21 protein-coding genes and 1 pseudogene are annotated in these 20,903 nt (G+C 64.5%); 14 read left to right on the top strand and 8 right to left on the bottom strand.

What is annotated here, in order from left to right; genetic code table 11:
- Positions 1–86: 86 nt before the first annotated feature.
- From HJD22_RS11205 to hemC, 5 genes are all read right to left on the bottom strand, one after another.
- Positions 87–386, bottom strand: a complete 300-nt coding sequence (locus HJD22_RS11205; protein ID WP_208655171.1) for a CNNM domain-containing protein — start codon at positions 384–386, stop codon at positions 87–89.
- An 84-nt stretch (positions 387–470) separates the two neighbouring features.
- Positions 471–1,694, bottom strand: coding sequence for a heme biosynthesis HemY N-terminal domain-containing protein (locus HJD22_RS11200; protein WP_208655172.1), 1,224 nt, complete (start codon positions 1,692–1,694; stop codon positions 471–473).
- Positions 1,691–3,349, bottom strand: coding sequence for a uroporphyrinogen-III C-methyltransferase (locus HJD22_RS11195; protein ID WP_208655173.1), 1,659 nt, complete (start codon positions 3,347–3,349; stop codon positions 1,691–1,693). The genes HJD22_RS11200 and HJD22_RS11195 overlap by 4 nt, the downstream gene beginning before the upstream one ends.
- A gap of 7 nt (positions 3,350–3,356) precedes the next feature.
- Positions 3,357–4,166, bottom strand: a complete 810-nt coding sequence (locus HJD22_RS11190) for a uroporphyrinogen-III synthase (protein WP_208655174.1) — start codon at positions 4,164–4,166, stop codon at positions 3,357–3,359.
- A complete protein-coding gene (gene hemC / locus HJD22_RS11185; RefSeq protein WP_302051026.1) occupies positions 4,147–5,094 on the bottom strand; it encodes a hydroxymethylbilane synthase in 948 nt (315 codons plus the stop codon). The genes HJD22_RS11190 and hemC overlap by 20 nt, the downstream gene beginning before the upstream one ends.
- A 264-nt stretch (positions 5,095–5,358) precedes the next feature.
- Here hemC and argH point away from each other — a divergent pair, with 264 nt between their 5' ends.
- From argH to HJD22_RS11155, 6 genes and pseudogenes are all read left to right on the top strand, one after another.
- Positions 5,359–6,762 (top strand): argininosuccinate lyase, encoded by a 1,404-nt coding sequence (gene argH, locus HJD22_RS11180; RefSeq protein WP_208655175.1) that lies wholly within the window; start codon positions 5,359–5,361, stop codon positions 6,760–6,762.
- A gap of 1 nt (position 6,763) precedes the next feature.
- A pseudogene (locus HJD22_RS18110) lies at positions 6,764–6,880 on the top strand (lipoprotein); the annotation flags it as partial.
- Positions 6,881–6,960: 80 nt separating this feature from the next.
- Positions 6,961–8,238: a diaminopimelate decarboxylase gene (gene lysA / locus HJD22_RS11170; protein ID WP_208655177.1), complete on the top strand. Its 1,278-nt coding sequence runs from the start codon at positions 6,961–6,963 to the stop codon at positions 8,236–8,238.
- Positions 8,238–9,071 carry a diaminopimelate epimerase gene (dapF, locus tag HJD22_RS11165; RefSeq protein WP_208655178.1) on the top strand — a complete coding sequence of 278 codons (834 nt, stop codon included), beginning with the start codon at positions 8,238–8,240 and terminating at the stop codon, positions 9,069–9,071. Before lysA ends, dapF begins: the two co-directional genes overlap by 1 nt.
- 37 nt (positions 9,072–9,108) lie before the next feature.
- Positions 9,109–9,828, top strand: coding sequence for a DUF484 family protein (locus HJD22_RS11160; RefSeq protein ID WP_208655179.1), 720 nt, complete (start codon positions 9,109–9,111; stop codon positions 9,826–9,828).
- Positions 9,821–10,753, top strand: coding sequence for a tyrosine recombinase XerC (locus tag HJD22_RS11155; protein WP_248730218.1), 933 nt, complete (start codon positions 9,821–9,823; stop codon positions 10,751–10,753). Before HJD22_RS11160 ends, HJD22_RS11155 begins: the two co-directional genes overlap by 8 nt.
- Before the next feature lie 81 nt (positions 10,754–10,834).
- On the opposite strand, the gene yihA is transcribed toward HJD22_RS11155, so the two are convergent.
- The gene (gene yihA, locus HJD22_RS11150) at positions 10,835–11,461 is read right to left on the bottom strand and encodes a ribosome biogenesis GTP-binding protein YihA/YsxC (RefSeq protein WP_208655181.1); all 627 of its coding nucleotides are present in this window, start codon (positions 11,459–11,461) and stop codon (positions 10,835–10,837) included.
- Between the two features lie 273 nt (positions 11,462–11,734).
- Between yihA and HJD22_RS11145 the strand changes: the two genes are divergently transcribed.
- The 5 genes from HJD22_RS11145 (at position 11,735) to HJD22_RS11125 (ending at position 16,107) form a co-directional block, all read left to right on the top strand.
- Complete coding sequence (locus tag HJD22_RS11145; RefSeq protein ID WP_208655182.1) at positions 11,735–12,352, top strand: cytochrome c; 618 nt, start codon at positions 11,735–11,737, stop codon at positions 12,350–12,352.
- Between the two features lie 211 nt (positions 12,353–12,563).
- Positions 12,564–13,196, top strand: a complete 633-nt coding sequence (locus HJD22_RS11140) for a thiol:disulfide interchange protein DsbA/DsbL (protein ID WP_208655183.1) — start codon at positions 12,564–12,566, stop codon at positions 13,194–13,196.
- Between the two features lie 32 nt (positions 13,197–13,228).
- On the top strand, positions 13,229–14,029 hold the full coding sequence (locus HJD22_RS11135; protein ID WP_208656839.1) for an endonuclease/exonuclease/phosphatase family protein: 801 nt from the start codon (positions 13,229–13,231) through the stop codon (positions 14,027–14,029).
- A gap of 111 nt (positions 14,030–14,140) precedes the next feature.
- Positions 14,141–14,692 (top strand): TRAP transporter small permease subunit, encoded by a 552-nt coding sequence (locus HJD22_RS11130; RefSeq protein WP_208655184.1) that lies wholly within the window; start codon positions 14,141–14,143, stop codon positions 14,690–14,692.
- An 11-nt stretch (positions 14,693–14,703) separates the two neighbouring features.
- Entirely contained in the window at positions 14,704–16,107 is a 1,404-nt protein-coding gene (locus HJD22_RS11125) for a TRAP transporter large permease subunit (protein ID WP_248730229.1), read from the top strand.
- A 35-nt stretch (positions 16,108–16,142) separates the two neighbouring features.
- Here the strand turns inward: HJD22_RS11125 and HJD22_RS11120 are convergent, their stop codons facing one another.
- Positions 16,143–16,574, bottom strand: a complete 432-nt coding sequence (locus HJD22_RS11120) for a YqaA family protein (RefSeq protein WP_208655185.1) — start codon at positions 16,572–16,574, stop codon at positions 16,143–16,145.
- 63 nt (positions 16,575–16,637) lie between these two features.
- On the opposite strand from HJD22_RS11120, the gene thiD reads away from it, so the two are divergent.
- From thiD to dtd, 3 genes are all read left to right on the top strand, one after another.
- The gene (gene thiD, locus HJD22_RS11115; RefSeq protein WP_208655186.1) at positions 16,638–17,450 is read left to right on the top strand and encodes a bifunctional hydroxymethylpyrimidine kinase/phosphomethylpyrimidine kinase; all 813 of its coding nucleotides are present in this window, start codon (positions 16,638–16,640) and stop codon (positions 17,448–17,450) included.
- 135 nt (positions 17,451–17,585) lie between these two features.
- Positions 17,586–18,431, top strand: coding sequence for a universal stress protein (locus HJD22_RS11110; RefSeq protein WP_208655187.1), 846 nt, complete (start codon positions 17,586–17,588; stop codon positions 18,429–18,431).
- A 78-nt stretch (positions 18,432–18,509) separates the two neighbouring features.
- Entirely contained in the window at positions 18,510–18,947 is a 438-nt protein-coding gene (gene dtd / locus HJD22_RS11105) for a D-aminoacyl-tRNA deacylase (protein WP_208655188.1), read from the top strand.
- A gap of 3 nt (positions 18,948–18,950) precedes the next feature.
- Here the strand turns inward: dtd and HJD22_RS11100 are convergent, their stop codons facing one another.
- Positions 18,951–20,900 (bottom strand): ATP-binding cassette domain-containing protein, encoded by a 1,950-nt coding sequence (locus HJD22_RS11100; RefSeq protein ID WP_208655189.1) that lies wholly within the window; start codon positions 20,898–20,900, stop codon positions 18,951–18,953.
- Positions 20,901–20,903 lie beyond the last annotated feature (3 nt).

The following is a 20,903-nucleotide window of genomic DNA, read 5'->3' as shown; positions in this document are numbered from 1 at the left end:
GTACCTTTCCGAGGTCATGCGAGGCTATCTCTTTGTAGCCTCTTGGGCAGCATTACGCTGGGTTGATTGATGCCCATACGTCAGGTTCAGCGAGTCGGCTCATCGCGTTTGAGGCGCTTCAACCATTTCTGCTTGGCGTAAGTGCGCATATTATGAACGATATCGGTCTTCGACTTCCCAAGCCGGTTGTTAATGAGTTCAGTCAGCCAGATGAAAGGACCCATAATGACGATCATGAATTTCAGAATTGGTGGGAGAGATGGAGTCATTGCCCACCAATCAGTCGCGCCCAAGGTCTTCGGGAGGATTTCTGACAGTACCCGGATTAGTACGGTCATGATCGCCGAGTCGATGGCAATGTAGGCTTCGCCGAGCAGGAAGGCCACCTGAGCGCCGCCGCGAACGACATACGGGCAGTATATAAAGAAGGCGCCTTGCGGCGCCCGGAGAGCAAGTAATATGAGTGAAATTCAGGGATTGTCGTCGCTGGGCTGGGGAAGTGAGGGGAGCGATTTGTCGAGCAGCTCCACGCTCTGACGATAGTAGAGTTGGCTTTTGTTGTGCTCACCCAGGTTGGCATACAGCCGAGCCAGCTCGGCACATACCACACCGCTCGGGCGCTGACGCTGGCTTGCCTCGAAGTACTCCTGGGCCTTGCCCCAGTATGCATTGCGTAGCGACAGCCGACCCAGAGTTAACAGCAGGTCCGGATCGTTGGGCCGCTCCTGCAGCCATTTCTCGGCATAGACCAGCTGACGCGCCGCATCCACGTTGAGCAGGCCATAGCGCAGCACCAGCCGAGAATCCCAGTGCTCCTTGAGCGAGTGGCGCAGCAAGCGCTCGGCGATCGCCTCCTCGCCACCGCGCACTAGCGCTTCGGCATATAACACCACCAGCTCGACATCGCCACGCAGGTAGTCCGGCATGTCTGCCCATAAGTTGCGCGCACGCTCCACATCGTTGGGGCTGCGCGCCGCATCGATCAGCAGCTCGCGGTAGGCGCGCTGCTCGAGGGTGTGGCGCTCCTCCTGGGCAATCAGCTGCTGGGAAGCGAGCCGCGGCGTGAGGCGGCGCAAGCCGTCCCAGTCATTGACGCTGAGATAAGCTTGCTTGAGCAGCTTCAACACCTGAGGATGGCCAGGGACCTGATTGTCGAGCCGGGTCAAAATGGCCAGGGCCTCCTCGAACTGCTGACGGTCGAGCATCAACTGGGCCTGAAACATGCCCACCGCGCTGTCGGCGCCTTCGGTGGAGAGATGGGCGCGCTTGAGCAGGGTATCGGCCTGCTCGTAGCGACCCTGGTAGTGCGCCGCCAGAGCAGCAGATAGGTAGTTGACCAGCGGCGTGCTGGAGTCGTCGGCAGCCTTGACCAGCGACTTTTCGGCGCGCTTCCAGCGCCCTTCGGCCAGTGCCACCAGCCCCTTGACGGTACGCTTCATGGCGTTGCGATTGCGTGTGCGGCTATTCCACAACTTGAGCCGACTCACCGGGCGGCGCATGCGGCTGAAGATGCGTAACGTGAAGTGAAGCACCATGAAGGCGGCCAACAGTAGTATCAGGCCGAACCAGAAGGAGGTCTGCACCGAGGTATCGCCGACCCGGATCAGCCAGTAGCCAGGCACCGATACCATCAATTGACCGAACAGCGCCCCGAGCGCCAGCCCGATGACGATCAGGAGGATCAGCTTTCTCATGCGTCATCTCCCTGGCCGCCATTCTCCTCGGCCGTCCCGCCATTGAAGCGCCGCTCGATGAACTCCGCCAACGCCTGCTGGGAGCCACTGATGTCCGGCAGCTCGGGGCGTATGCTCGCATCGCGCAGCTCGCTCAATCGCTCGAGCGAGCGCTGCACGCCGTCGCGGTCAGTATCGTAGTAGCGCTCGACGAGCTCCATCGCCTTGTCGAGGCTGGCCTCGTAGAGCGTCTGCTCCTCCTGCAGCAGCGCCAGCTGGGCCTGCTCGACCAGCAGACGCACGTTCTGGCGCAGATAGGACTCCTGCTGGGGCGAGATCAGCGCTTCGAGCGCCTCGTCGTGTCGACGCACGGTGACCAGATCGCGCAGCTCGCCACCGAATCGCGAAAGCTGCTGCTGCCAGGTGCCCGTAGGCGGTGAATCATCGCCGGGCGCGGCGGCGAGCTGTTCGATATCCTGATTCAGCGGCAGGCGCGAAAGCTGCTGCTGCTGGGCATCGAGACTCAGGTAGAGACCGGTACGATCGATACGCGGCACGGCGTCGAGCTCAGCCAGCTCGGAGGCGATCGCGCGACGTATCGGCATGAGCGCGGGGTTGTCGGCATCGACCAGGCGAGCATCGGCGGTGCGCAGCAGCGCGGCGGAGCCCTCCACGTCGCGCTCCAGCTGCAGACGCTGGTTGGCGAGGCGCAACAGATAGGCCGCTTCGGCATGCAGCCACTCGCGCTCGTCGGTCTCCTGCACGCTGGAAAGCTCACTGAGTACGCGATCGAGAGTCTCGTTGACCTCCTCGCGATAGCTGCCGAACTCCTGACGCATGCTCTGCAGCGCCTCGTCGAGGGCTGCGTCGCGCTGATCGGCACTCTGCCCGAGACGCGACTCGATCTCGCTGATGTTATCGCCACTGGCCTGCTGGCCCGACTCGAGCTCGGCCAGCCGCTGCTGCTGGGCATCCAGGCGCTCCCAGGCCTGCCAGGCAAATACCATCAAGGCGGCTCCGACCACGATCGCCAGCACCAGTGCCGCCAGACCGAACTTGCCGCCACCGCGGCGCGTGTCGCGTGGCGGCCCCCCCGCTCCCGATCGACCGCTTCCACCGCCAACGCCCGCCGTACCGGCGGGTTTGGTCTCGTCGCTTTGCGATTTGGGCGGAACCTTCTTCTGCGGGTCGGCCACGTTATCCTGGGCAGGTTTATCCTTACCCGGCGTGTTTGAGTCCGGCTTGCCAGTGTTGGGCTTGGCCGGTTCCGCTGTGCTGGCATTCGATGACGTGTTCGGACTCACCGTGGCCGGCTCGCCCTGCTCGGCACGGGCCAGTTCGGCACTACTAGTATCGGCGAGAATAGCGCCCGGGGGAGCGGCAGCGATTGATGAATCGGACGATGAGCCGCCGCCGGACCGGCCGCGACGGCGACGCGAGCGCGCTTCCGAACGGCCCTTTTCGGGCTTGTCGGGCTTGCCGCTCTCGTCAGACTTGGCTTTATCATCAGGCTTGGCGACAGCGCTGGCACCCGAGGCGACGGCATGCGTCTCATCGGTGCGCTTGGCGTCGCTGTCGGCGCCTTTATTGACACCGCTGTTGGCACTGGCAGAAGCCTGTGGCGTGGCATCGGATGACGTTTGCTTTTCGTCCTGATCATTTGGTTGCTTACTCATCTTGTCGCTAGCCCTTTTCTAGATCGTCATGATCGTCTTCTGCGTCATCCAGGTCGCAGGCACTCAGCACCGCTGCCATCAGGGCGGCGACCGATGCGCCCCCCGCGACGCGCACCTCAGCGAAACCCAGGCTGTCTGCCAGTGTAGCCAAACGGCGACTGGACACGATTAGCGGTTGGTTCAACGCCTTCGACCCACACCATCCTGCCAGATATTCGAGCACTTCACCGCTTGAGATCACTAGTGCGGCGTAGTCGCCCTGCGCCAGCCACTCCCTGGCCTCGCCTTCGGGCGGCAACAAGACGCGCCGATAGAGTGCCAGGCGCGCCAACTGAGCACCACGTGCGACCAGAGCCTCAGCCAAAAGCGGCCGCCCCCCCTCCCCCGCCACCAGCAGCACTTTCTGCTCATCAAGAGCAGCCAGGGAGGGCAGCGCCAGCAAGGCTTCGCTGGTTTCTCCCCGCTCCGGCATCGGTACATGCACCCTAACGCCAAGGCGTTGGTGAAGGACCTCGGCCGTGGCGGCACCCACGGCATAGAAGCTCGGCCCCAGCGGCAGCTGTGGCCAATAGCGATCCAGCGCATCGGCCAGGCACTCGGCGGCGAAGGGGCTGACCACCACGATGCGCCGATACTGATCGATATCCAACCAGATACTGCGCTGGGCCGGTGTTTCAGGAAGCAACTGGTGGGACATCACGTCAAGGGCCAGCGCCTCGACAGCGTGTGTCGAGAACGCCTCGGCCAAGCGCTGGCCGCGCTCGCCGGGGCGAGTCAGCAGGACGCGCGGTCGGAACTCAGAACTCTTCGCTGCCATAAATCTCGGCGAGGATCTCACCGGCCCCCTGATCGAGCAGATCCTCCGCGACGCGAATACCCAGCGTTTCGGGTTCACTGGCGTTGCCCCGCCCTTCCGCGCGCAGCACCTGCGAGCCGTCGGGGTTGCCCACCAAGGCACGTAGCCACAAGGTATGCCCATCATTCTCGAAGATCGCATGCCCCCCGATGGGCACCTGACAGCCCCCTTCCAGGCGGGTGTTCATGGCCCGCTCGGCGCGTACGCGGGTGGCAGTATCCGGGTCGTCGAGAGGCGCCAGCAGTGAGATGATCTCGGCGTCGTCGCTGCGGCACTCTATGCCCAGTGCCCCCTGGCCACAGGCCGGCAGACACACCTCCGGCGGCAACTCCATGGCGATGCGATCGCCCAGTCCCAGGCGGCGCAAGCCGGAGGTGGCGAGGATGATCGCATCGAATTCGCCAGCATCGAGCTTGCCCAACCGCGTCTGGACGTTGCCGCGCAGGCTCAATATCTCGAGGTCGGGACGCCGCTCGCGCATCTGCAGACCGCGGCGCAGGCTCGAGGTACCAATGCGCGCCCCTTCGGGCAGCGCGTCCAGCGAGGCGTAGTCGTTGGAGACGAAGGCATCGGTGGGTTCGGCTCCCGGCAGGATCACCGAGAGGCCGAGCCCCTCGGGGAAGTGCATCGGCACATCCTTCATCGAGTGCACGGCGATATCGGCACGACCGTCGAGCATCGCCTCTTCGAGCTCCTTGACGAAAAGCCCCTTGCCGCCGACCTTGGCCAGCGGAGTATCGAGAATCACGTCGCCCCGGGTGGACATCGGCACCAGCTCTACCTGGAGCCCAGGATGCTCGGCCATCAGTCGGTCGCGGACATGCTCAGCCTGCCACAAGGCCAGTAGGCTCTTGCGGGTGGCGATTCGCAGCGTGGAAATGGCAGCCACATCAATCTCCCATCGGCAGGGGCTGCCGCTATCGATAGCCCCTGGTTAAGGTAGGCACAAAAGGGCCGACGCCCTCTGCTCATGACACCATCATAATGCACTGGCCCATGGAGGAAAAACGCCACGTCCGTAATCGTCCCGCCCGCTTGGCCGGCGTGGCCAGTGGCGTGGACTCTGGTACACTTCCAGACCATAGGCGCTTGCAGACGATTGATGCCGATCATTCATGCCACTCTTCATGACAAACATGCAGGATCCCAGTTGATGACGAAGTCTACCAACCAGTCCTGGGGCGGACGCTTCAGCGAACCCACCGACGCCTTTGTCGAGCGCTTTACCGCCTCGGTGAGTTTCGACCAGCGCCTGGCGCACCACGACATCCGCGGTTCCATCGCCCACGCCACCATGCTGGCCGGGGTCGGGGTACTGAGCGAGGCCGAGCGTGACGCCATCGTCGAGGGCCTCAACGAGATCGCCGGAGAGATCGAGCGCGGCGAGTTCGAGTGGTCGATGAAGCTCGAAGACGTGCACATGAATATCGAGGCACGCCTGACCGACAAGATCGGCATCACCGGCAAGAAGCTTCACACCGGCCGTTCGCGCAACGACCAGGTGGCTACCGATATCCGTCTTTTCCTGCGTGACGAGATCGACGCGGTCGATGCCGAACTGACACGCCTGCGCCAAGGGATGATCGAGCTGGCCGACCGCGAGGCCGATACCATCATGCCCGGCTTCACCCATCTGCAGACCGCCCAGCCGGTCACCTTCGGCCACCACCTGCTGGCCTGGCAGGAGATGGTCGCCCGCGACCAGGAGCGCCTGCGCGACTGCCGGGGCCGGGTCAACGTGATGCCGCTGGGCGCCGCGGCCCTTGCCGGCACCACCTATCCGATCGATCGCCACGTCACCGCCGAGCTGCTCGGCTTTACCCGCCCCGCCGAGAACTCGCTGGACGCGGTGAGCGATCGTGACTTCGCCATCGAATTCACCGCCTTTGCCAGCATCCTGCTGATGCACCTGTCGCGGATGAGCGAGGAGCTGATCCTGTGGACCAGCGCCCAGTTCGACTTCATCGATCTGCCCGACCGCTTCTGTACCGGCTCATCGATCATGCCACAGAAGAAGAACCCCGACGTGCCGGAGCTGGTGCGTGGCAAGACCGGGCGCGTCTACGGTCACCTGATGGGGCTGCTGACGCTGATGAAGTCACAGCCGCTGGCCTACAACAAGGACAACCAGGAGGACAAGGAGCCGCTGTTCGATACCCTCGACACGGTCAAGGGGTGCCTGCGGGCATTCGCCGACATGGTGCCGGCCATCGTGGCCAAGCCAGACAGCATGAAGGAAGCCGCACGGCGCGGCTTCTCCACCGCCACCGATCTTGCCGACTATCTGGTGCGCAAGGGTGTCGCCTTCCGTGACGCTCATGAGATCGTCGGTCAATCGGTCGCCTTCGGCCTTCGCGAGAAGCGCGACCTGGCCGAGATGAGCCTCGAGGAGCTGCGCCAGTTCTCCGATCAGATCGACGCGGACGTGTTCGAGATACTGACACTGGAGGGCTCGGTGGCGGCGCGCAACCATATCGGTGGCACCGCCCCGAACCAGGTACGCGCCGCGGCGCAGCGCGCCCGGGATGCACTGGCGGCTCTCGATGAGAAGCACTGACATGAAAAGCGCCGGGAGATCACGCCTCGCGGTGCTGGCACTGGCGCTGCTCATGGTGGCGGGATGTGGTCAGAAGGGCCCCCTCTACCCACCCGACGACCCCCGCGCAGCCGAGCGCTACGACCCTCAGGGCGACGTCACCCACACCGTCCCCGCATCCGAGCCTGACGACGAAACGCCCGATGAAGAGAGCTGAGCATGGACCACTTCGAATACCGCAACGGTGAAATGTATGCCGAGGATGTCCCGCTGTCGCAGCTGGCCGAGCGTTTCGGCACCCCCTGCTACGTCTACTCCCGCGCCACCCTGGAGCGTCACTTCCGCGCTTATACCGAGGCTCTGGGCAATCACCCGCACCTGATATGCTACGCGGTTAAGGCCAACTCCAACCTCGCGGTGCTCAACCTGCTGGCAAGACTCGGCGCCGGCTTCGACATCGTCTCACTGGGCGAGCTGGAGCGGGTGCTGGCCGCAGGTGGCGACCCCGCCAAGGTGGTCTTCTCCGGCGTCGCCAAGCAGGAAGCGGAGATGGTCCGGGCTCTGGAGGTCGGCATCAAGTGCTTCAATGTCGAGTCGCTGCCCGAACTCGAGCGACTTGACGCCGTGGCCGGCAGGCTCGGCAAGCTGGCGCCGGTGTCGCTGCGCGTCAATCCCGATGTCGACGCCAAGACCCACCCCTACATCTCCACCGGGCTCAAGGCCAACAAGTTCGGCATCGCCGTGGACGAAGCGCTATCGGTTTATGAAACGGCTGCCGCGATGGCCAACGTGCAAGTGGTGGGGCTTGATTGCCATATCGGCTCCCAGCTCACCGAACTCTCGCCGTTTCTCGACGCCCTCGACCGGTTGCTGGTGCTGCTCGACAAGCTCCATGCCCGCGGCATCGAGATCGAGCATCTCGACCTTGGTGGCGGACTTGGCGTGCCCTACCAGGGCGAACAACCCCCGGCGCCCTTCGACTACGCCGCCTCGCTGCTCGAGCGCCTCTCACGCTGGGAAGGGGGCCGGCCGTTGACCCTGTTGTTCGAACCAGGCCGCTCGATTGCCGCCAATGCCGGCGTGCTGCTGACTCGGGTCGAATACCTCAAGCCCGGCGAGGAGAAGAACTTTGCCATCGTCGACGCCGGCATGAACGACCTGATCCGCCCCGCGCTCTACCAGGCGTGGCAGCAGATTCTGCCGGCCGACACCCGCACGTCGCGCGAGACACAGCACTACGATGTGGTCGGCCCGGTATGCGAAACCGGCGACTTCCTGGGCAAGGATCGTGCCCTTGCGATTGCGCCTGGCGACCTGCTGGTGGTGCGCTCGGCCGGCGCCTACGGCTTCGTGATGGCCTCGAACTACAACAGCCGCCCCAAGCCTGCCGAGGTGATGGTCGATGGCGACCAGGCCCACCTGGTGCGCCGTCGCGAGCCTCTTGAGGCACTGTGGGCCGGCGAGTCGCTGCTTCCCGGCGGTGAGGGGAGCGACTGATGCTGCTGCATTTCACCAAGATGCATGGGCTTGGCAACGACTTCATGGTGATCGACCTGGTCACCCAGCGTGCCCGGCTGCGCAGCGAGCAGATCCAGCAACTCGCCGATCGCCACTTCGGCATCGGCTTCGATCAGTTGCTGATCGTCGAGCCGCCGTTGGACCCGGACATGGACTTCCGCTATCGGATATTCAATGCTGATGGCAGCGAGGTGGAGAACTGCGGCAACGGTGCACGCTGCTTTGCGCGTTTCGTGCGCGACCAGCGCTTGACCCATAAGCACTGCATCCGCGTCGAGACCAGCGGCGGCCCGCTGACATTGGAGGTCGAGGAGGATGGCCGCGTGACCGTGGACATGGGCGTTCCGCGCTTTGCCCCGCAGGCGCTGCCCTTCGATGCCGAAGCGGACGCGCCCCTGCACTCCCTGGATGTGGCGGGGCAGCGCCTGGAGATCGGCGTGGTGTCGATGGGCAATCCACATGCCGTACTGCAGGTCGAGAGCGTAGATGAGGCGCCGGTCGCTCACCTGGGGCCGCTGATCGAACGTCATCCGCGCTTTCCCAAGCGGGTCAATGCCGGCTTCATGCAGGTCGTGTCACGCCATGAGATTCGCTTGCGGGTCTTCGAGCGCGGCTCGGGCGAAACACTGGCCTGCGGTACCGGGGCCTGCGCGGCGGTGGCCAGCGGCATTCGCCAGGGCCTGCTCGCAAGTCCGGTCACGGTGCACCTGCCGGGTGGCGACTTGAGTATCGAGTGGGCAGACGGTGAAGCACCGCTACGCATGACCGGGCCCGCCGAACGCGTTTTTGACGGCCGCGTCGCACTGGCCTGACGTCACACACTGTACGTTTGCGACAGGAGGTATCTTCATGGCTCGCGCTCCGGCTCCCGAACCGCGCCAGACACTGAACCCCGACCGAGTCGCCCAATGGTTGGCCCGTCATCCCGATTTTTTCGTCGGTCGCGAAGGACTGCTCCAGCAGCTCAAGGTGCCCCACCCCGGCACCCAGGGCACCACTTCGCTGCTCGAACGCTTGGTGCACGACCTGCGCCAGCGTGCCGAGAGCGCCGAGTGGCGACTCGAGCAGCTGCTCGACTCGGCACGCCACAACGAGGGCCAGTACCGGCGCATCCGCGAGATGGTGCTGGCCCTGCTGGAGGCCGAGGACAGCGACGCCATGGGCCAGGCGTTGGCCACCCAGCTCAGCGAACGCTTCAAGACCCCGGCGGTGGCACTGTGGTGCCCGGCGAGCCTCACCGATCACGAGCCTCACCCCCCTCAAGCACCGCGCCATGTGCTCGACAATGCCGCCGGCCAGCGCCTGGCCGCCTTGCTCGATGGGCGCACCAGTCGCTGTACCCGGCTCACCTGTACCGACTGGAAGCGCCTGCTACCGCACGTACCGGTCCCACGGCAGGGCGGTTCCTGCGCCGTGACACGGCTGTGTCTGGGTGAACCGTTGGGTTACCTGGTACTGGCGAGCCCCGATCCGGAGCACTTCCGTGCCACCCTCGACACCCTGTTCACCGAGTACTTGGGCGACGTGGTGGCACGCCTGCTGGTGCGCCATGGCGGCAACAGTGCCTGATAGTGTCTTGCACGCCTCGCCGCTGGCCGAGCAGGCCGAGGCCTTCCTGGGTGAGCTCGCGGCAACCGCGAGTCCCGCCACCGTAGCCGCCTACCGCCGCGATCTCGACGCCTTGGCGCGCTTTGCAGAGCAGGCCGGCCTCACCACGTGGAGCGCCCTGGAGATCGGTCTGGTGAGACGCTTCCTGGGCAGCGAGCGCAGCCGCGGGCTGGCGCCGCGCAGCCTGGCCCGTCGGCGTGCCGCCGTGTCGCGCTTCTGCACCCATCTGGTGGCCAAGGCGATTCTTTCCCACAACCCGGTCAGCCTGACCCAGGCACCGCGCCAGCCTCGCCATCTGCCACATCCGGTGGATATCGACCTGCTCGGCCGCTTTCTCGATACGCCCCATGACGACTCGCCGCTCGCGCGGCGCGACCAGGCGATGCTCGAGCTGCTCTATTCCAGCGGCCTGCGCCTGGCCGAGCTGGCCGCGCTGGATGTCGCCCACCTGCAGGCACAACGCGTGCGCGTGATCGGCAAGGGCAGCAAGCCCCGCCAGGTACCGGTGGGTGGGCGCGCTCGCCAGGCCCTGGCGAGCTGGCTTGAGCTGCGCGATGGCCTGGCCGCCCCGGGGGAGCCGGCGCTGTTCGTCGCCCAGCATGGGCGCCGGCTCGGCCACCGAGCCATACAGCTGCGCCTGGCCGAGCTGGCGCGCCGTCGCGGCCTGCCGGAGCATCTGCACCCGCACCGTCTGCGTCACTCCTTCGCCAGCCATCTGCTGGAGTCGAGCCAGGATCTGCGCGCCGTCCAAGAGCTGCTCGGACACGTCAACCTCTCGACGACCCAGATCTATACCCGGCTCGACTGGCAGCACCTGGCCGCCAGCTACGATGCCGCCCACCCCCGTGCCCGACGTCTTTGCGATAGCGACGACAGCGCGCCCTGAACCACCTACATGCAGCAGCACCCACCGCGCCGCGTTGGGCAGGCATTTTCGAGCTGCCGCGCAGACAGGCTCAAGGGTATGTTACTGCGCCTGCGGGGCTGGATCTTCGGCCAGCCATTGGTCGAGACGCTGGCGCGCTTCGTCGAGCCCCTCGCGCTTGAGCGAGGAGAAGAGCTGCACGCTGACCAGATCCTCCCATTCACGCAGGCGGTTACGCACCTTCTGCAGCGACTCCTTGGCCGCGCCCCGCTTGAGCTTATCGGATTTGGTCAGCAGGATATGCACGGCCATGTCCTGCTCGTCGGCCCAGCCGAGCATCGTCTCGTCGAATTCGCTGAGCGGGTGACGCACGTCCATCACTAGAACCAGGCCTCGCAGTGACTGGCGGCGCTGAAGATAGTCGGCCAAGTGGCGCTGCCACTCGAGCTTGACCTGCTCGGGCACCTTGGCGAAGCCGTAGCCGGGCAGATCCACCAGTCGCTGGCTCTCGCCGCCGGCCAGACTGAAGAAGTTGATCAACTGGGTACGTCCCGGCGTCTTGGAGGTTCTGGCCAGCGCCTTGTGCTGGGTCAGGGCATTGATGGCGCTCGACTTGCCGGCGTTGGAGCGCCCGGCGAAGGCGACTTCCGAGCCGCTGTCAGGCGGGCACTGGGCCAGGGTGGCGGCACTGGTCAGGAAGCAGGCGGTTTGATAATTGATATGCGACATGACGTGGCGGGATCCTGGCGTAAGAGATAAGACCTATGAAAGGCGCGGGCGCAGGGCAGGTGCATTCACGTTATCCCGGGGATTCGTTATAATGCGATGTCTTTTGTCTGCGACCTGGGGCACGCTAGTGTACCACCGTGCTCTTGTTGGCAGCGAACCCGGAACGACTCAGGGCGCTGCCGAGCGAAGGCAAGTCCAGTTTCGGATTCGAGAAAGCTGGGCGGCACCCAGGGTACGTACCGGTTAACAACGAAACGGCATAGTGGATTAGCGATGAGAAAGTTACTGGCAAGCCTGGCAATTACCATGGGCGCCGTTGGCGTGGCCCACGCAGAGATAGATGGCGATCCCGCCGCTGGACGTGCCATGTCACAGGTCTGTGCGGCCTGTCATGGCGCTGAGGGGATCAGCCCCTCCCCCTCCTTCCCGCATATCGCCGGGCAGCAGGCCTCCTATATCGCCAAGCAGTTGATAGACATTCGTGACGGTAATCGGGTGGTGCCAGAGATGGCCGGTATCGTCGCTAACTACAGTGATCAGGATGCGCATGATGTAGCGGCTTTCTATGCTCAGCAGGAGCCCAACATCGGCCAGGCCGAAGCGGCTGACGAGCTGATCGCCCGCGGCCAGGAGCTCTACCGCGCCGGCGATATGTCCAAGGGCATACCCGCCTGTGCGGCCTGCCACACCCCAACCGGTGAAGGCATCGGCAGTGCCGTCTATCCGGCGCTCTCGGGCCAGTTCCCGGCCTACACGGTCTCCTCCCTGCAGGAGTTCGCCAACGCCGAGCGTGCCAACGACCCCAATGCGATCATGCGCGATATCGCCGCCAAGATGAGCGATGCCGACATGGAAGCGGTGGCCAACTATATCTACGGTCTGCATAACTGATTCGTAGCGGCACTGTAGCGAGAGGCGGTCTGTCCGACGCATGAAGGAAGGCGGCCTTGGCCGCCTTCCTTCATTGGGTTGAAGTGGAGTGACGTTTTGTTTCACGATTTGCACGGGAACCGAGCGCTGCACCGCCGCTCCAACAGACAGCACACGGGACGATGGCGACTGCGCTAGGCATGTCGCTTCCCTCATCAAGGAGAAGAAGTAGATGTTCAAGACATTGATGGTAGCCCTGGCGGGCCTCGGTTTCTCCACGCTGGTGTCGGCCCAGACCCTGGTCGAGGGCCAGCACTACACGGTACTCGACAACCCGGTTTCCACCCGCGTTGACGAAGGACAGATCGAAGTGACCGAAGCGTTCTGGTATGGCTGTCCACACTGCTACCGTCTGCAGGAGCATGTCACGCCTTGGTTCGAGGAGCTTCCCGATGACGTCGAGGTAATCCATATGCCGGCGACCATGGGCGGTGACTGGAACAAGCATGCTGCGGCCTACTACGCGGCCGAGGAGCTGGGCATTCTTGAGCAGGTGCACGCCGACTTCTTCGACGCCATCCATCAGGAGGGTCGGTCGCTGACCGACGTCGATGATGTCGCGACATTCTTCAGCGACTACGGTGTCAGCGAGGAGGAGGCGCGTGCGGCGCTCGGCTCGTTCGGCGTCAAGAGCCAGGTCAACCAGGCCCATGCGCGGATGCGTGAATTCCAGCTGATGGGCGTGCCAGCGCTGATCGTCGATGGCCGCTATGTGGTCAGCCCGTCGACGGCGGGGAGCCTTGAGAACATGCCGCAGATTGCCGGCGCACTGATCGAACGGGTACGTGACGAAAGGGGCGAGTAACGGTGAGCGGTGTCGTGAGCGGGTTGGAGAGCATGATGATGGAGCGGGAACCGGGCCACCTGCGCCTGCTCACCTTCAATCTACAGGTGGGCATCCAGACATCGGCTTACCATCACTACCTCACGCGCAGCTGGCAGCATTTCTTTCCGCACCCCAAGCGGGCCGGACGGCTGGACTTGATGAGCGAAGTGCTCGGCAAGTTCGATATCGTCGGCCTGCAGGAGGTGGATGGCGGCAGCTTCCGCTCCGGCAACGTCAATCAGGTCGAGTACCTGGCGAGCCGGGCGGGCTTCGCCCACCACTTCAAGCAACTCAATCGCAACTTGGGGCGGGTCGCCCAGCACAGCAATGGTCTACTCTCGCGTCTTCACCCGGCTAAGATCGAAGAGCACCGCCTACCCGGCACCCTGCCCGGGCGCGGTGCCATTCATGCCCGCTATGGTGAAGGTGACGATGCCCTGCACCTCTTCGTCGCCCATCTGGCGCTGAGCCATCGTGCCCGCGTACGCCAGCTCGACTATCTGAGCGAGATCATCACCCCGCTTCGTCACGTGGTGGTAATGGGCGATCTCAACTGCACGCCGGACCAGCTCAACGCACACTCGCGCTTCTGCGCATCGCTGCCGCTGCATCCGGTTCGCCCGCTGCTCAGCTATCCTTCGTGGCAGCCGCGTCGCGCGCTGGATCATATCCTGATCTCGAGCTCGATCGCCGCCGACGACGTGCGTGTACTCGATCAACTCTTCTCCGACCATCTACCGATCGCTGTCGACATACGTCTGCCCGATGCCTGCCAGGCCGCCCTGGACGACAGCAGTGCCATGCCCGGCTAGGCGCCAGCGCCACCTCTCGTCGCAGGATACCGCAGGAAAGGGTGACGCTAGCGCTGTAATCAGCGATGATATCGCGCCACCCAATCTAACAAGCGCTAATCGAGAGGCCTCATGAACCGCGCGAATCGCGAGCCCCCTCTGCTCTCATGGCTCGACGCCTTCACGGAAATCATCGGCCGGTCCGTTGCCTGGCTGGTACTGGTGATGATGCTGGTGCAGTTCGCCATCGTCGTGCTGCGTTACGTGTTCAGCATGCACAGCATCGTCATGCAGGAGTCGGTCATGTACATGCATGCCATGGTGTTCATGCTGGCCGCCGCCTATACCCTCAAGCATGACGGTCACGTGCGAGTGGATATCTTCTACCGCCGGCTGTCGCCGCGTGGCCGCGCCTGGGTCGATCTTGCCGGCAGCGTGTTCCTGCTGTTGCCGGTGGTGCTGTTCATCGCGATTGGCAGCCTGCGCTACGTCAGAAGCAGCTGGGCGATCCTGGAGCGCTCTTCCGATGGCGGCATTCCGGCCGTCTATCTGCTCAAGAGCCTCATCCTGGTGATGATGGCGCTGCTGCTGATCCAGGGCATCGCCCAGATAATCCGTCAAATACTCATACTCCGCGGTCACCTGCCCGCCGTTAAGATTCACGAGCACGAGGAGGTGCTGTAGTCGTGGAAAATCTGCTCGTCTACATGCCCTTCTTCCTGTTCGCCACGGTGTGTCTGGTACTGATGCTGGGTTACCCGGTCGCGCTGTCGCTGGCCGGCACCGCCCTGGCCTTCGCCGGGCTGGGCCTCATGCTCGACGGCATGGGGGTGGCGGTCCCCTTCCAGGCCAACTTCATGGCGGCGATGCCCAACCGGCTCTATGGCATCATGACCAACCAGACGTTGCTGGCCGTGCCGCTGTTCGTGCTGATGGGTGTGCTGCTGGAGAAGTCACGTATCGCCGAAACGCTGCTCGACGCCATGGCGATGCTGTTCGGTTCGCTGCGCGGTGGGCTGGGTATCTCGGTGGTGCTGGTCGGCATGCTGCTGGCGGCCTCGACCGGTATCGTCGGCGCCACCGTGGTGACCATGGGCCTGCTGTCGCTGCCGACCATGCTCAAGCGCGGCTACTCGCCGGCACTCGCCACCGGCACGATCTGTGCGACCGGCACCCTCGGCCAGATCATTCCTCCCTCCATTGCCCTGGTGCTGCTAGGCGACGTGCTCTCCAACGCCTATCAGCAGGCACAGCTGGCGATGGGCGTTTGGAGCCCGCGCACACTCTCGGTAGGCGACCTGTTCATCGGCGCACTGGTCCCCGGCCTGATCCTGGTGATGGCCTATATCGTCTTCATCACTATCGTCGCCTGGCTCAAGCCGCAGATGGCTCCTCCCGCCGACCGCCAGCAACTGATGAAGGAGCTCAACCATCAGGGCAGCGTCTGGCCGCTGCTGCTCAAGGGGCTGGTGCCGCCGGTCTTTTTGATCGTTGCCGTGCTCGGCTCGATTCTGGGGGGCTTCGCCACGCCCACCGAGGCCTCGGCGGTAGGCGCCTTCGGTGCCCTGTTGCTGGCACTCTCCAAGCGTCGCCTGAACGTTGCGGTGCTCAAGGACGTGCTGCGTACCACTACCCATGTGACCAGCATGGTATTCCTGATCCTGATCGGTGCCGCCCTCTTCTCGCTGGTCTTTCGCGCCTATGGCGGCGAGGAGCTGGTCACCGAGCTGTTCGAGGCGATGCCCGGGGGCGTGGTTGGCGCCACGCTGGTGGTGATGCTGGTGATCTTCCTGCTAGGTTTCATCCTAGATTTCATTGAGATCACCTTCGTGGTAGTGCCGATCGTCGGCCCGGTGCTGCTGGCCATGGGTATCGATCCGATCTGGCTGGGCATCATGATCGCCGTCAACCTGCAGACGTCGTTCCTGACGCCGCCGTTCGGCTTCGCGCTTTTCTATCTGCGCGGCGTAACGCCCGACTCGGTGCCGACCACGGCGATCTACCGCGGAGTGATCCCCTTCATCCTGCTGCAGCTGACCATGCTCGGGGCGCTGGCGCTGTTCCCGGGGCTGGCTACCTGGCTCCCCTCGGTGCTCTAATCAGTATCACAGGAGCGGCAAGAGCGGCTTCCGTGCTACTGGCATAGCGGCAGCAGCCAGAGGTGGGCCAGGTAGAGCACCAGTGCATAGCGCGCCCCCTTGGCGATCAGGATCAGCAGCACCGCCCGCCACCAGGGCAGCCGGAACACCCCGGCCAGCACGGTGAGCGGGTCGCCGATCAGCGGCGCCCAGGAGAGCAGCAGGCTCCACTCGCCGAAGCGGTGATACCAGCGCTCCGCTCGCTCAAGCCCCGACCGCGAGGCGGGAAACCAGCGCCGATCCTGGAAGCGCCGCGCATAGCGGCCCATCCAGACGTTGATCAGGCTCCCCAGCGTATTGCCGCTGGTCGCCACCAGCCATAGCGCCAGGGCCGGCTGACCGACGCACCACTGTCGCGCCAGCCATACCTCGGAGCCCCCCGGCAGAAGGGTGGCGCTCGCCAGCGCCACCAGAAACAGACTCAGCATGACGCCTCCGAGAGTGCCTGAAGTAGGCTAGAATTCAATTTTACCGATAGCGGTCGCATGCCGATGCCCCACTCTCCTTGCATACCCAATGCCCTGACCATCGCCGGCTCCGACCCCAGTGGTGGCGCCGGTATCCAGGCCGATCTCAAGACTTTTTCGGCGCTGGGCGCCTATGGTACCAGCGTGATCACCGCGCTGACTGCCCAGAGCACGCGAGGTGTGACCGGCGTCCACCCGGTACCGCCAGCGTTCATCGCCGAGCAGCTCGAGACGCTGTTCGCCGATATCGAGATCGATGCGGTGAAGATCGGCATGGTCGCCAGTCGCGAGGTCGCCGAGGTGATTCGCGACGCCCTGAACCGGCGGCGTCCGCGCTGGGTGGTGCTCGATCCGGTGATGGTCGCCAAGAGTGGCGACATTCTGGTCGACGATGCCGGCATCAGGGCAGTGCGCGACATTCTTGTGCCACTGGCCGACCTGATCACCCCCAACCTGCCGGAAGCGGCAGTACTGCTGGAGTGCAATACCCCACGAGACACCGATGCTATGGAGGCGATGCTGCCGGCCCTGAACCACCTGGGCGCCGGCCGGGTGCTACTCAAGGGCGGCCATCTCCAGGGCGAGCGCTGCCCCGACCTGCTCGCCGGAGCGGACGGCGTTTACTGGCTCGACGGACCACGCATCGATACCGACAACCTGCATGGCACCGGCTGCACGCTCTCCTCGGCGATCACCGCCTGCTTGGCCCGCGGCGAGAAGCTCACTTGCGCCGTAAATAGCGCCAAGCAGTGGCTCAACGCCGCGCTGGAAGCGAGCGACAGGCTACGCGTTGGCAGCGGCCATGGCCCGGTGCACCATTTCCATCACTGGTGGTGAGAGAGTCATGAGGGGCACCGAACCAGCCGAGTTGCACCCGTGACTTGCGAAGCGTGAAGAGTGGCGCCATGCTGAGGAGTGACCGTCTGTCGAGCCAGGCTTGCGCGCCAAGCCAACTGAGAAACGGAACACACCATGACTCAGACGCTACTGTTCGCCTGTGACCTCTCCGCCGAGAATCGCTCCGCCTTCGCTCGCGCCATTCGCCTGGCCAATGAGAGCGGTGCGCGTCTCGACATCCTCCATGTTCTCGATCCTCATCTGCCACGCCAGGCGCTACGCGATCTGGAGCCGTTACTGGTAGAGGAGATCCAGCGCACGATGACCGATCTGCGCGAGGATTATGCCCTCGTCGAGCCCAGCACGCTGATCCAGATCGTTGCCGGCTCGCCCTATGCCGAGATCATCCGCGAGGCGCACGACCGCTCGGTGGACATGATCATTCTCGGCACGCACCGCAAGCGCGGTCAGCCCGATCTGGTGAGTGGCACCACGCTTGCCCGCGTGCTGCGTAGCGCGCCCTGTCCGGTACTCTCGGTCAGCCACCTGGCGACCCAGGAGTGGCAGAACATCCTGGTGCCGATTGACTTCTCCCTGGCCTGTCGCCACACCCTGCGCGAAACACTCAAGCGCTATCCCGAGGCCTCGCTGACGCTGCTGCATGCCTGGAACGTTCCCGGCGAACGTGAGCTCGGCTCGAACAGCGACTATGCACGCTGGCGCGATCGCGAAGTGGCGCGTCTGCGCCAGCAATTGGAGCGTGAAGTGGAGCAGATCATGGCCGAACTCGAGGATGTGCCCGACCTGCAGCTCGAACTCGAGCAGGGCGATCCGCTCGAGGTGCTGATGAATCGCCTCAGGCGCCAACCGCCGGATCTGCTGTCGATGGGCAGCCGCGGCCAGCTGGGACGACAGAGTCACCTCACCGAACAGCTGCTTGCCGAGCCCCACTGCGACATCATGGTGTGCCGCGCCTGGTGACGTGTCTCCTGCGGTCGGCCTGTGTCATACTGATACACTAATTACCTAATGTATCAGTATGGCGAGCGAGGAGTCATCATGAAAGCGCTCATCCAACGCGTCAGGCGTGCCAGCGTCGATGTCCATGGCCGGCGCATCGCCTCCATCGATCATGGCCTGCTTGCCCTGATCGGTGTGGAGCGCAACGATGATCGGCAGCAAGCCGACAGATTGCTGTACAAGTTGCTGAACTATCGGGTCTTCAGCGATATCGAGGGCAAGATGAACCTCAACCTGCAGCAGGCGCGTGGCGATCTGCTGCTGGTCTCGCAGTTCACCTTGGTTGCCGATACCGGCAAGGGGTTGCGACCGAGCTTTTCCAGCGCAGCGCCCCCCGAAGCGGGCAAGCGCCTGTTCAACTACTTGGTGGAGAGTGCCGAGTCCGCCTGGCCCCGCGTCGACAGCGGCGAGTACGGCGCCGACATGCGGGTCGAACTGATCAACGACGGACCGGTGACCTTCCTGCTTGAGAGCTAGCCCTCACGAGTCCGTCAGCTCCGCCTCGAGTCGCTCCAGCGCCTCCTCGGCCGCCAACCACTGCTGCTCCGCGACCTCCAGTCGTGCCTTGAGCTCGCCCTGACGTGCGAGCGCAGCCGTCAGCGTCCCCTTGCGTGCCGGGTCGGTGTAGAGCTCGACATCGGCAAGCTCGCTCTCGACCTCCTCCAGTAACGCCTCGAGCTTGGCCATCTCGGCCTCGGCTCGATCGCGATCGCGTTTCAACGGACGCAGCTTTTCCCGAAGTTCGGCAGCGGCACGGCGCTGCGCCTTGCGGTCGTCGCGGGGTACGGCATCGTCCTGGCGCTCGTTCTTGTCGGCGCGCGCCTCGCGCCGCTCCTCCTCGAGTCGCTCCTTGAGCCATAGTCGGTAGTCGTCGAGATCGCCATCGAAGGGCTCGACCCGGTGGTCGGCCACTCGCCAGAACTCGTCGACGCTGGCACGCAGCAGGTGGCGGTCGTGGGAGACCAGGATCACGGTACCCTCGAACGCCGACAGCGCCTCGGTCAGCGCTTCGCGCATGTCGAGATCGAGATGGTTGGTGGGCTCATCGAGCAGCAGCAGATTGGGCTTCTCCCAGGCGACCAACGCCAGCGCCAGACGCGCCTTCTCGCCTCCCGAGAAACGCGCCACCTCGCCGAATACGGCGTCGCCCTGAAAACCGAAGCCACCCAGGAAGTTACGGATCTCCAGGTCGCTGGCCCGAGGCGATAGACGCTGGACATGCATGAACGGTGTGCTGCTCAGGTCGAGCTTCTCGAGCTGGTGCTGGGCGAAGTAGCCAATCGCCAGGTGTTCGCCGGGAACACGCTTGCCGGCCAGCAGCGGAAGCTCACCGGTGAGCGACTTGATCAGCGTCGACTTGCCGGCCCCGTTGGGACCGAGCAGACCTATCCGGCTACCCGGCAGCAGGGTCAGCCTGACGTTGTCGAGCTGCACCCGTTCGGCCCCGCCAGCGCCCTCGGCGGGGTAGCCCAGCCGGGCGTCCTCCAGCACCAGCAATGGATGCGAGGTCTTGTCGGCGGAGGGGAGGCTGAAGTGGAACGGCGAGTCGACATGCGCAAGCGCAATGGTTCCCATGCGCTCGAGCATCTTGAGCCGGCTCTGGGCCTGACGCGCCTTGGTGGCCTTGGCACGGAAGCGAGCCACGAAGCTCTCGATCTCCTCGCGCCGCGCCTGCTGCTTGGCCGCTTCGGCCTGCTGCTGGGCGAGCTTCTCGGCCCGCACCCGCTCGAACAGCGAATAGTTGCCGCGGTAGAGCGTCAGCTGTTGCTGATCGAAGTGCACGATGTGGTCACACACGGCATCGAGAAAATCGCGGTCATGGGAGATCAGCAGCAGCGTACCGGGATAGCGCTTGAGCCACTGCTCGAGCCATAGAAGGGCATCGAGATCGAGGTGGTTGGTGGGCTCGTCGAGCAGCAGCAAATCGGAGGGCATGAACAGGGTGCGGGCGAGGTTGACGCGCATCCGCCAGCCCCCCGAGAAGGCCGACAATGGGCGTTCGAGGTCGGCCTGGCCAAAGCCCAGCCCCACCAGCAGTTGCGCGGCGCGCGAGGGGGCGCTATAGCCATCGAGCGCCTCGATACGCCCGTGCAGTTCGGCCTCGCGATGCGCGTCGCCCGCCGCCCGGGCATCGACCAGCGCCCGCTCGGTGGCGCGCAGTTCGGCATCGCCATCGAGTACATAGTCGACGATCGCCCGATCGAGTGCGGCAACTTCCTGGGCCATATGGGCGATGCGCTGACCGCCCGACATCTCGACATGCCCCTTGTCCGGGGCAAGTTCGCCGAGCAACAGCTTGAACAGACTCGATTTGCCGGCCCCGTTGGCACCGACGATTCCGGCCTTGTAGCCAGCATGCAGGGTCAGCTCGGCTCCCTCGATCAACGCCTGGGTGCCGCGTTGCAACGAAAGTTGGCGCAGTGCGATCATGCC

The sequence above is a fragment of the Halomonas sp. TA22 genome (assembly GCF_013009075.1).
Classification (GTDB): Bacteria; Pseudomonadota; Gammaproteobacteria; order Pseudomonadales; family Halomonadaceae; genus TA22.
The sequence above is the reverse complement of the archived record's forward strand: the minus strand, read 5'-3'. Positions and strand labels throughout refer to the sequence as shown.

Bases quoted from the DNA above. Each gene is read 5' to 3' on its own strand.
- HJD22_RS11200 (WP_208655172.1), bottom strand. From the start codon at position 1,694: ATGAGAAAGCTGATCCTCCTGATCGTCATCGGGCTGGCGCTCGGGGCG.
- HJD22_RS11195 (WP_208655173.1), bottom strand. From the start codon at position 3,349: ATGAGTAAGCAACCAAATGATCAGGACGAAAAGCAAACGTCATCCGAT.
- HJD22_RS11190 (WP_208655174.1), bottom strand. From the start codon at position 4,166: ATGGCAGCGAAGAGTTCTGAGTTCCGACCGCGCGTCCTGCTGACTCGC.
- argH (WP_208655175.1), top strand. From the start codon at position 5,359: ATGACGAAGTCTACCAACCAGTCCTGGGGCGGACGCTTCAGCGAACCC.
- lysA (WP_208655177.1), top strand. From the start codon at position 6,961: ATGGACCACTTCGAATACCGCAACGGTGAAATGTATGCCGAGGATGTC.
- dapF (WP_208655178.1), top strand. From the start codon at position 8,238: ATGCTGCTGCATTTCACCAAGATGCATGGGCTTGGCAACGACTTCATG.
- HJD22_RS11160 (WP_208655179.1), top strand. From the start codon at position 9,109: ATGGCTCGCGCTCCGGCTCCCGAACCGCGCCAGACACTGAACCCCGAC.
- yihA (WP_208655181.1), bottom strand. From the start codon at position 11,461: ATGTCGCATATCAATTATCAAACCGCCTGCTTCCTGACCAGTGCCGCC.
- HJD22_RS11145 (WP_208655182.1), top strand. From the start codon at position 11,735: ATGAGAAAGTTACTGGCAAGCCTGGCAATTACCATGGGCGCCGTTGGC.
- HJD22_RS11140 (WP_208655183.1), top strand. From the start codon at position 12,564: ATGTTCAAGACATTGATGGTAGCCCTGGCGGGCCTCGGTTTCTCCACG.
- HJD22_RS11135 (WP_208656839.1), top strand. From the start codon at position 13,229: ATGATGATGGAGCGGGAACCGGGCCACCTGCGCCTGCTCACCTTCAAT.
- HJD22_RS11130 (WP_208655184.1), top strand. From the start codon at position 14,141: ATGAACCGCGCGAATCGCGAGCCCCCTCTGCTCTCATGGCTCGACGCC.
- HJD22_RS11120 (WP_208655185.1), bottom strand. From the start codon at position 16,574: ATGCTGAGTCTGTTTCTGGTGGCGCTGGCGAGCGCCACCCTTCTGCCG.
- thiD (WP_208655186.1), top strand. From the start codon at position 16,638: ATGCCCCACTCTCCTTGCATACCCAATGCCCTGACCATCGCCGGCTCC.
- HJD22_RS11110 (WP_208655187.1), top strand. From the start codon at position 17,586: ATGACTCAGACGCTACTGTTCGCCTGTGACCTCTCCGCCGAGAATCGC.
- dtd (WP_208655188.1), top strand. From the start codon at position 18,510: ATGAAAGCGCTCATCCAACGCGTCAGGCGTGCCAGCGTCGATGTCCAT.
- HJD22_RS11100 (WP_208655189.1), bottom strand. From the start codon at position 20,900: ATGATCGCACTGCGCCAACTTTCGTTGCAACGCGGCACCCAGGCGTTG.